General features: G+C 65.7%; 2 protein-coding genes. One reads left to right on the top strand and one right to left on the bottom strand.

Going from position 1 to position 9,950, the window contains the following annotated elements; all coding sequences use genetic code 11:
- A partial coding sequence (locus HNQ70_RS10155) for a Calx-beta domain-containing protein (protein ID WP_183967040.1) occupies positions 1-9,289 on the bottom strand: 9,289 nt, incomplete at its 3' end.
- 253 nt (positions 9,290-9,542) lie between these two features.
- Here HNQ70_RS10155 and HNQ70_RS10150 point away from each other — a divergent pair.
- Positions 9,543-9,860 carry a hypothetical protein gene (locus HNQ70_RS10150; RefSeq protein WP_183967038.1) on the top strand — a complete coding sequence of 106 codons (318 nt, stop codon included), beginning with the start codon at positions 9,543-9,545 and terminating at the stop codon, positions 9,858-9,860.
- Positions 9,861-9,950: the final 90 nt, after the last annotated feature.

Here is a 9,950-nt window from a genome sequence, read left to right as displayed (position 1 = left end):
CAGCAACATTGACCGTATCGGCGAGTTGGGACCCGGTGATTGTGTGCGCGCCCGTACCCACATTGACGACAAACCCAGTCGTACCAGCGACAACAGCGGACAAATTCAACGTGCCGTTTACGTTCAAGTCGATAGTTGCAGCGCCATCGTTGAAAGTGTCAACGGTAGCAACCCAGTTGCTGACTCCGCTCGCTGTAGCACTAGACCCAACAGCAACTTGCAGAACATCAGCGCCGCCAAGATCAGTCACAGCACTGGAACCACCAGCAGAAGAAACAAAGGTGTTTGTCCCAGCAGCACCGGTCAAGGTATTGCTACCTGAACCTCCATCGATGGTGTCATTACCACCACCGCCAACGATCAAATCATCACCACCATCGCCATTCAGAATGTCAGCGGCAGACCCACCTGTGATGACATCGTTGCCGGCAAGTCCATTGACAACGACCTGCTTGGTAAACAACGGCGCCGAGAGGTCAATCTCATCCGCATTCGGCGTTCCGATGATCGTCAGCCCGCCAGTGGCGGAGAGCTTCTGGTTGAGCAGGAGCTTGGCGCCGCTGGTCAGCAGTCTGAAATCCGCCAAGCCGAGGGACAGGCCGCTCAGCCCGTTATCGGAGATACGCGTCAGATTAGCGAGGACCGAGCCAACCTCGGAGGTAGAAGACCCTGTCGCGTCCACGATAGCGGCAGTAGCCTGCCCAAGGACATCGTCGAACACCGTGTCATCAACGGCACTGGCCTCCAACTCAAGGTTGAGAATCCCGCCGCCCACGATGTTGTCGATATCCGCAGACATGGCCGCAAGCTCGCTCGACGAAGCCCCCGAGGCATTCACGGTGACCGTAAGCCCGTTGGCAAGCTTGGAACCGAGCGCCGCAAACTGGCTGCCCGTCAGCGTAAGGTTCGAGTCGCCGAGGACGCCGGTCACGCCAAGCGGGGCGATATTGCCGGCACCCGCCACGAGCTCGTCAAGATAGCTGGAGTCCATGGCGGAGACATTGACCGTAGCGGATCCCGCCGCGGCCAGCGACAGCAGGGTGTCCACCTGGACCGCAGTCAGCGCCCCAGTGAGATGCAGTCCGGTAATGCTCGTGATGGAAACCGAATAGGTATTGTCTGCTGCGTCCCCCGCAAGATAATCAGCGAGGGCGCCCAGCTGCGCCTGAGAGGCCGCGGATGCGTCAACGGAAGCAATCGCGGCGATGTTCGTGACACCGCTGTTGCCGGCATCAAGAACCTTCAGTACGTCCGCAACCGTGGCGTTGGCGGCGGGCTCGGTGGTGAGGTTGACCGCCTGGCCCAGCAATGCGGCGCTGTTGCCTGCAACGTCGGCGAAGGTTCCCTCGAGACTGTAGGTCACCGTGCCGTTGCCGTTCAGTGCGTCGAGCTGCGCGAGCTGAGCCTGGCTGACCGTGACAACGGTAACCTGGACATTGACGTCGTCGATCCCGAGGGCGAGCTTGACGGCGGCGATGCCGCCGTCGGTGACGAGCGCCTGATAGGAGTCGACCAGGGTGTACGAAGTCGCGGCGCCCCGAACCGCCGCATCGGCCGTCAGGATGGCGTCGACCGAATCTTCCAGACGGAAGCCGCCACCGAAGCCGTTGAAGTTGCCCAAGCCGAGAAGCTGGGTTGCCTGCTCGACACTCAGCGCGGTGTCCGCGTCGAGGGAAACCAGCGTCGCCCCGGCGAGCGCGGCAGGGTCGGCCGTGATAGCCGTGATGAGGTTCGCGGCGCTGTCGGAGATGCTGTAGCCGACGAGGTTGACGACCTCGTCAAGGCCACGCTGCTGGGCCGCGCCTCGATATTGCTCCAACGTCGCGTCCGTCGTGAGGGTGACCGTGCCGGCGCCCTCCACGGTACGACGATCGCTGGCAAGGTCACCGTTGACCGCGTTGTAGGCTGCGTAGACCATCGCAGCCGAGTCGGCGATGTCGTAGGCGAGGGTCGTCTCGGAGATCTCGGACGCCTCGGCAACGGTGGCTGCCGTGGTGATCCTGATGGAAGCAGCGTTCGCCAGCTCGTCGTTGAGCACACCGCCGGCCATCGCACCGGCAATTGCCTGCGCGGTGTCTGCTACGTGGTACGTGACCGAAGAACCCCAGTTCTCGGCGACGTCCGCCTGCGCAACCGAGAGGCTGGCGTTCGTGACGGTGATGCTGCTGGCGGAGGCACGCGCGAGCGCCGCCCCGATCGCACTCAGGTTCGAGAAGCTGTCCGCGAGCGAGTAGGTCAGCCCGCCGCCGCCGATGTCGACGCCGGCCTGCTGGAACTGCTGAGCGACAGAAACCACGTTGGCGACCGTCGTCGGCGCATTGATGGCCACGGAAGTCACGCCGTTGGCCGCGGCCTTCACCGAAGCGGGCGCAGCCAGGAGGTTGGCGGCGCTATCCGAGACCGACATCGTGAAGGCGATCGTCGTCGAGGCCGTGTCGATGGCCAGCAACGCCGCCGCCGTCTGGGCATCCACTGCACCGACGACGACGATGGCGCCCACGGAGGTGTCCAGAACCGCCGGATCTGCCGCCAGGATAGCCTGCGCATTCGACGCGATGGTGTGCCCGTAGGTGACCGTGGTGCCAGCACGCGCGTCCAGCGCGACAATGGCCGTCGCTTCGGCAACCGTGGCGTTACCCGACGTGATGATCGTCGTGACGCTGTCGGTCGCGCCCAGGGCGAGTGTCGCGACCGCCGCGGCCGTATCGGTCACGTTCGCCACCGACGTGGTGCCGGGGTTCGTCGCCGAGAACAGCGTCTGCGCCTGCGCGGCGGTTGCGACGCCCGAGCCGCTGATGTTCGTGGCGCCGTTGTAGACCGCCGAGTCGGCCGCCGCAATGGAGGCAGTGGTGTCGCTCAGGCTGTAGGAGGCGCTGCCGATCCTGCCAGCCTGGACCAGGCCCTGGACGGTACCCGCCTCCGCCGCAAGGGCGGTGCCGATGATCGAGAGCGCGCCAATGCTCTGGCTGGCGCCAAGGACGAAACCGGCCGCCTCAGCCGCCGTCGCCGTGGCAGCGGCGATGGTAGTGCTTCCGCCATTCGCAGCCAACAGCAGGGTAGTCACCTGCGCCGCGCTTGCCGTACCGGACGCGTCGATGTCCAGGGCCCCGTCCAGGGCGGACGCCGGAGCAGCAGCCAGGTTGGCTGCCGTGTCGGCAAGGCTGTAAACCGTGTTCGCCTGGTCGGACAGGAACGCCGCGATGACCGCCTGCTGGGCCACCGTGATGAGATCCGTCACCTCGACGGCATAAGTCGCCTCGACGATCGGAACGCCGCTCGAGAGGTTCTCGTAGGTGTCGACCACCCGCACGTTGGTCGCCGCACGGCCTGCGTACCAGCCTGCGTCCGCACCGGTCAGGTCGGCGACGGACGCCTCCACCAGGTAGCGGGCGGCATCCAGCCCAACCGGCAAGGCCTCCTTTCCAGCCTTGTCGGTCAGAACGACGAAGCCCATGCCGGGCACGTTCTCTAGCACCAGCGCCATGCCAGCGGTCGTGGTGACCGACTCCGCATTCATCAAGGCAACGCTGTTTGCATTGACCGCCGCGGCGATGTTGTCGTCGCTGTCGACGACTGCATATGCCTTCGACGTCCCCGACAGCGCAATGAGCTCAGCGACCTGGGCCAAGGTGATCGGATGACTGACCGCAATGCGATCCGCGCCGTCGAGCGCCGAGGGTGCCGCGTCGCTGTCGACATCCCCGGCCACATCGGTGTTTCGGATGAGGTTCTGGTAGGTGTCGGTGATGGAGTAGCTGAGGACACCACTGTTGGAGGCCGCTTGCAGGGCGATCGCCTGCGAGACGGTCACGGCGTCGGTCACCGTGATGTCCACCGCGTCATCGCGCGCCGAGGCAGTGGCGGCCAGGATGGCGTCGATACCGTCTTCGATGCTGTAGACGACCGGCTTCCCGAAGGCGGAAAGCGCGGACGCCTGCGCGGCGCTAGCAGCGCTGCTCGCGGTGACCACACCGGACACGAGATCGAGAACCTCGTCTTCGAGGCCGGCGATCGCTTCTGCCGTATCCGTCAGCTGGGCAATCGTCGTAACGTCCGAATTGCCCGCCGCCGCAATCGTCGTCGCATCAGCCGCAGACGCGTTGCCGGTGGCGGTGATGTTGACCGCTTCGCCAAGGCCAGACGAGGCCGCAACGGCGCCGGCAGCATCCTCGATGCTATACACGACCGGCTTGGCAAAGCCGGCGAGCACCGATGCTTGCGCGCCGGTGGCGGCGGTAGTCGCCGTCACCACACCGGTGACGAGGCTGAGCACCGCATCGCTCAGGCCGGCGATCGCCGCGGCCGTGTCGCTGAGCGCGGCAATCGTGGCCGTGCCAATGTCGCCCGCAGCCGCGAGGCTCGCCGCCTGAGCGGCGTTGGCAACACCCGACGCGCTGATGTTGGTGGCGCCGTCGAGCAGCGCAGCACCGACCCCGGTCAGAGTCGCGACATCATCCCCGAGGCTGTAGCCCAGCAGGCTGCCCATCGATTCGACCGCCTGCACACCGAGCACCTGAGCAACCGTACTGTTACCCGTCAGTGTGATATTGCGGGCATAGCCCTGCAGCAGATCAGCGGCAGCGATGACCGCCGCGGCGCCGTCGACGACGTCGTAGTTCGCCGCGGAGTAGCCGTTGGCACCAAAGATCTCGGCGAGAGCAGCCACCGACTGCGCGACATAGCCGTCGCCGGTGACGGCGACGACCCCGGCGTTCGGATCCGTGATCGCGCTGCCGGCCACGACGGAGAGCGCCTGCCCCGAGCCGCTCACATCGTAGGTACCGGCCACGTTCAGCGCGGCGAGCACAGCCGCCTGGGCAGGCGACACGGTGTCGACACCGTTGATCGTGAGCGGGGCCGTCGCCCCGGCGAGAACATCCGCGGCAGCGCCCGCGATGTTTGCCGCGGTGTCCGCAATGGAGTAGGTGAGCGTCCCCGCATTGCTCAGCGCAATCAGTTCGACCGCCTGCGCCACGGTGACGGCGTCGGTCGCGGTGACGTCTTCGGCGTCATTGACGAACGCCGCGTTCGCAGAGGCGAGAAGGTTCGTCACGGTGTCCGACACACTGTAGAGCGCGCTCGCACCGAACTCGACGGATGCGGCGAGGTCAGCCGCGTCGGCCACCGAAAGGTCGTCGGTGAAGACGATCAGATCGACTTCCTGCTTGAAGACATCGGCCGTTGCGGCCATCGCTCCAAGGTGATCCTGGGCGATCTCGACGACAACGGTATCGGCGTAGGCGCGAATCGCGTCAGCGGCGGCTGCGTTCAGGCTCCCAAAGCTGTCGCGGACAGTGACCGAGGCAACCTGATCGAGCAGAGCAACGAGGGCAGCATCGCCGAGGTTCAACGCCGCCACGTCGTCGGTGACGTTGACCGCCGAGACGGTGGTCGAGCCCGCGTTGGTTGCAGCGTCGATCGCGGTCAGCTGTGCCACGGTTGCGGCACCCGTTGCCGTGACATCCGTGGCACGGTCGATCACATCTTCGCCAGCCCCGATCGCAGCCGCGATGGCCGCAGCGGAATCGGTAATGCTGTAGGAAGTAGCGCCGCTGTTGCCGGCACCATCGATCGTGGTGGCTTGCGCGACGGTGGCCTGCCCGGTTGCGACGATATCCGTCGCGCCGTTACGGGTGGCCGCGGCATTCACAGCGGTGCTGGTGGCGATGCTGACCGCGGTGTCGGTGATGCTGTAGCTCGCGGCGGGCGCTGCGCCCTCGAGCACCAGCGCCTGGGCCATCGTCGCCGGGGTCGTCGCGACGAGCGCAGCGGCACCATCCCGCACGGCCACGGCCGCGTTCGAGATCGCCGCCGCCGTGTCGGTGATGGAATAGACAGGCGCCGGTGACACGCCAAACGCGGCCTTCAGGACCGAAGCCTGGTTGACGTCGAGAACCCCACCGGTGACCACGGACGCCGCGCCGTTGATCTCCGCGGCCTGCGCCGCGGTGACGGCGCCCCAGTTCGCCGCGGAATCCACAACCACGAGCGACCCGTTGAAGACCTTCGCTGAGCCGAACTTCGAAACGAGCCCCGCCACCTGGCTGAGCGTATACGGCGCACCAGTCGGCGTGACCGTGGCCGCCTTCGACGCGAGGACCGGATCCAGCGCGAGCAGCACTTGGATCGTGTCCTGGATGAGGTAATTCCTGGCCGTGCCTTCCGTCAGCTGCTCCACCTGGGCAGCCTGGATCGCATTGAGCTGGTCGGAAACGAAGACGGTGTTCGCACCCGCGATACCCGCCGCGTTCGCCGGGTTCGTGACCTCGGCAAACGAGCCGCTCACCGCGTATGAAGTCGCACCAACGTTCGTGGCGGAATCGAGCGTGGTCGCCTGCAAGACGTTCGCGGAGGCACCGGTCACGGTGAGGCCGGTCGCTGCGTTGCGCGCAGCGGCCGTCAGGGTCGCGGTCAGCTCCGCCGCGGAGCCTTCCACACTGTAGGAAAGCACGGTGCCGCCGACGGGCACGACAGCCCCCGCGTCGGCCGCAGCCGCGGCGGCGGCCTGGATGGCATTGGCCTGCGCCGCAGTGGCGACAGTGGTCGACGTCACCGAGGCAGCACTGTTCAGCCCGCCGGTCACGCTCGCGAGGTTGACGGCCGTATCCTCGACCGAATAGCTGAAGGTCGCCGACGGGTTGGCACCACGCATCACGGCACCGGCCGCCTCGACACCGGCGGCCTCGACGGCGCTGGCGGGCGCGGTTGCAACCATGCCGCCCGCTCCCTGGAGCACGGCAAGCGCAGCGAGGGCCAGGTTGGCGGGCGTGTCGGCTAGGCTGTAGCTGACCGCACCGGCAAGCCCGGCTTCGATCAGCTCGGCCGCCTCTGCGACGGTGACGGCACCGACACTCACCGAAACGGCTGCAGCCAGGTTACCGAGATTCGCCTGGATGTTGCTCAGGCTGTCGACCACCTGGACGCCGGCATTCACACCGCCTTTCGAGATGACCTCGGCATACCCGGCCGCGTCGGTGATGATGACCGCATTGACGCCGTCGTTGGCCACGGCGGCAATTTCCGCGAGGTTGGCACTGCTGAGCGTAACGGTCGTGTTGGCCGCAACCGTGAGCAGCGCGACACCCGTGACCGATACTGCCTCGAGATTGATGGCCCCATCCCGGATCGTCACCTCGCTGCTGCCGTCGCCCGTGATAGCCGTCACACCAGCGAGCTGCGCGACCGTGAAGGTGGCCACGGAGTTGAGCTCGATGACCTCGATGCTCTCGAGCGTGCCAGCGGAGAAATCGTTGGTGCCGGAGGCAATCAGCGTATCCGTGCCATCCCCGCCGCGGATGATCCCGGCGGCGAATTCGCCATCGCCGACGATGAAGGTGTCATCGCCCGCCCCGCCCTCCTCCACGTCCCGACCAGCGCCGCCAACGAGCGTGTCGTTGCCTGCGCCACCCGTCAGGGAATCGTCACCAGCCCCACCGACGAGGCTGTCGGCACCCGAACCGCCGGCGAGGGTATCGTTGCCGGCGCCGCCATCGACACTGTTCCGGCCGGATCCGTCGATGCGGATGGCGTCGGCCTGGGCTCCGGCGACGATGTCGTGGCTGCCACCCCCCTGCACCAGGAAGCCCTGACTAGCGGTAACCACGTCGCTCGCAATGACGACGTCGATCACCGGGTCAGCGGACACAGTGGTCACCACGGACAGCTCACGAACCGCGTTGTTCGCCGCGATGATGTCGGTCGAGGTGACGGTGAAGCCACCCACCGAAGTGTCATTCACGAGCACCGCAGGCGCCTGCGCGACGGTGACGCCATTCCGAAGCAGCGCAAATGCCAGGGTCTCCGCACCCTCGGTGCGGTTGTCCTGTGCCAGGGTCAGGGAGACCGAGGCAGCACCATTGTTGACCACCACGTTGCCGCTGAGGCTGCCCAGGGACACGTCGACGGCGAGAACCCCGGTGATCTCGTACTGCAGGACAGTGCCATTGGGCACGTTGGCGGTGGAGATGGTGTACGTAACCACCCCGCCCTCGTTGACCGAGGTACCCGAGGCCGCAACGCTGTAGGTCTCGACAGGAACCGGCGTGGTGGAAGTATCCACCACCGTGACCGAACGCACGAGCGCACCGCCAGGCGTGGTAACCGCCAGGGTGAGGGTCTCATTGCCCTCGGTGACGGCATCCTGAGCAAGGGTGACCGGGATGACCGCGGCGCCCGTGGCGTCGATCGTGACCGTACCGGACAGCGGCGCGCCGCCGATGTCGGCACCGGACACCCCTGTGATGATGTAGGTGAGCACCGTACCAGCCTGGACGTTCTCGGTGGAGACGGTGAAATAGAGCGTCTGGCCTTCGTTCGCGGAAGTGACATTGCCGACCGCCAGCGGGTCGGTGCTGACCGACAGCGCGTAGGAAGGCACCAGCACCGGAGGGGCGGAATCGTCGTTGATGATCGTCCCGGTGGCGGTCACCGTACCGGCGAGTTGCGCGCCCGCGATGGTGAGCACGACGGTCTCGTCGGCTTCGACGGCCGCATCACCATTGACGGAGACGCTCACGAACGCAATGGCCTGGCCCGCGGCGAAGGTCACCGTGGTGGAAACGGGAACGTAGTCCACGCCGGCCGTGGCCGTGCCACCGGTGGTGGCGACGTTGACGGTCACCGGCTCGGACGGCGCGCGATCGAGCTCGAGACGGAAGGACAGTGACGTGGCGCCGCTGTTGCCTTCGGTGACCGTGGGGGCGCTGGCGGTGAGGACGTAGGGCTCGGGGAGCTCGACGACACCACCAGCCGCAAGCGCCTGCTCGATTGCCGCGGGCGACGAAACATCGGTTTGCGCATCCACCTGCGACAGCACCGCACGCAGAGTGGCCAGGTCGGTCGTCGCATTCCCCGCAACGCCCTCCTCGGTGTAGTACTGAGCAACTGCAACCTGATTCGCCAGCTGCCGGGCAGTGCCGCCCCATAGAGCGTCTTCGAAGGACTTGACGGCGAGATTGTTGAACATCGTGTAGATCACCTCCCCACGCGACCACCCTGCATTCAGAGCCGCCTCCACGTCTGCGGTCGCCTCCAGCTTGGCCGCATTGCTTGCCGAGTCGCCCACGACGTTCTGCACCAGACGCTCTGCGAACTGCGCGCTCGTGAGGAAGACGGGATAAGCAGAGGTGAACTGCGGCTTGGTCGTGAAGACCTCGACGACCGCCTTCACGGACATGCCAGATTCGGAGGCCGCAGCCAGCTGGCTCATGTACTCGACGCCAGGGGCCGCGTCGAAAGCGATCGCGAAGAAGCGGTACAGCTCGGTCTTGGTTGCTGAGGTCAGGGCCATTCAAGCTCTCCTACTGGAATCCGGGGGGGGGTGCCGAGGGTGCGGCGATCTTTGGGAACGGAGTCTAGCTTGTTTCGTTGTATGCGGTTGTGATTGCCGTCACCAATGTTGTTTTAAATGATTCACCAGGAGGACCAGACCCTGAACGCACCCGATTCACGGATCGGCAGCGCCCTACCTGCCAGCCGAGCGCATCCGATTGGCGAAGAAGCCGGTTGTTGCACCGATCGCAACGAGGCCATATCATGAACCCATGGAAACCGCATCGTTTCATGTACGTCTCAGAGGTTTGATCAATTCTCCGGTTCAAGCCACGGAATCGGAAGATCGCTGGCTCGATCGACTTCCGGTCGGTACGCTGCTCTCCGCAGTTGCCCTGTCGCGCTTCCAGTGGCCCGTCGACCCGTACGACAATCGCGCCTGGCTGGTGGTCGGCTGTGCGCCGGGCCTCGACGACGAGGGCTACCGAGCCTGGCTAACGGGACTGCCCAACGAGGGAGTTCTCATCGATCCTTCAGACGACCGCCTCCAGCGACTCCTCGCAGCAAACAGGAAAACCGCAAGCCTGTAGCAGTCTTCCCTTGTCACCGGGATGTTGGGTTAATATCGGTTCACCCTAGGGCGCCTGCCCTTCTTTGGGGCAGACACGAACCGCAACCGG

Origin of the sequence: Quisquiliibacterium transsilvanicum, assembly GCF_014202215.1 — a bacterium.
GTDB classification, from domain to species: Bacteria; Pseudomonadota; Gammaproteobacteria; order Burkholderiales; family Burkholderiaceae_E; genus Quisquiliibacterium; species Quisquiliibacterium transsilvanicum.
This window is presented reverse-complemented; position numbering and strand designations above follow the sequence as displayed.